Source organism: Candidatus Nealsonbacteria bacterium (assembly GCA_019923625.1).
Taxonomy (GTDB): domain Bacteria; phylum Patescibacteriota; class Minisyncoccia; order Minisyncoccales; family RBG-13-42-11; genus JAHXGN01.
Window position 1 is genome coordinate 41,630 of the sequence record JAHXGN010000002.1, and the last position, 1,035, is coordinate 42,664.

The window sequence follows — 1,035 nt, forward strand, 5'->3', positions numbered from 1 at the left end:
TTCATCGACTTCCTTTTGTTCTTCTATTGGAATTGGATTTAATGCCTCGTCTATTTCTTTTATTCTATTTTCCAAACCCTGTTTTTCTTTTAACAATTGTTGATGTTTTAGATCCACTTCTTTTGCCTGGAGTTCTAATTCTTCCTTTTTTTCCTCAGAAGCCCATCTTTCTTTTTCAATTTCTTTTCTTTTTTTCTCTATTTTCCTTCTCTCTTCTTCAATCTCTCTTTTTCTTTTTGGAATTTCTGTTAATTGTTCCTTTTCTTCAATGACCTTAACTTCTCTTTCCGCCTCTTCTTCTTTTTCCAGGGCTTTGTTTAAAGATTCTTCGGCTTCCCCTATTTTTTCAAGAAGTTGACCTTTTTCTTTATCTAAAATTTTTATTCTTTCCGAAGTTTTTTCCAATTTACCTTTTAGTTGTTTTTTTTCCTCCTCTAATTTTATTTCTTCCTCCCTTTTTAAAATTTCCCCTTGTCTTTTTTTTATTTCCTCTTCTCTTTCTAAAATTACCTGATATCTTGAATCAAATTCTTTTATTTGATTTTCAATTTTTTCTTTTTCCTTATCTAATTCCCATCTTTTTAATTCTATCCCCCCCCTTTTTTCTTCAATTTTCCATCTTTCTTTTTCAATTTGTTGCTTTTGTTTAATTGCCTGGGCTGATTTTTCCCTTTCTTCAATTTCTCTTTTTTCTTTTTCTATTTTTTCCTCCTCTTTTAAAAGAGGACCTAAAATCAAGTCCAATTGCTCTGTTTCTTTCAAAAGTTTATTTTTTTCATCTTCCAATGGTATTTTTTCCTGAGCCAGTTGCTTAATTTTTATTTCTAATTCTTCTTTTTCTTTTTCTAAATTTTCTTTTTCTTTCTTTTTTTCTTCAATTTCCCTTTCCTTTCTTTTCATTTCTTCTTCTTTCCTTCTTTCCCCCTCTTCTTTTTCCAATCTTCTTTTTTCTTCTTCCTTTTTTCTTATTTCTTCTTCCGTTTTCTTTTCCATTTCTTCTTTTCTTTTTCTTTCTTCTTCCTCCCGAGCCGCAGC

General features: G+C 30.0%; 1 protein-coding gene. It reads right to left on the bottom strand.

Annotation, left to right across the window (positions count from 1 at the left end; genetic code table 11):
* A partial coding sequence (locus KY055_00640) for a hypothetical protein (GenBank protein MBZ1345144.1) occupies positions 1-1,035 on the bottom strand: 1,035 nt, incomplete at both ends.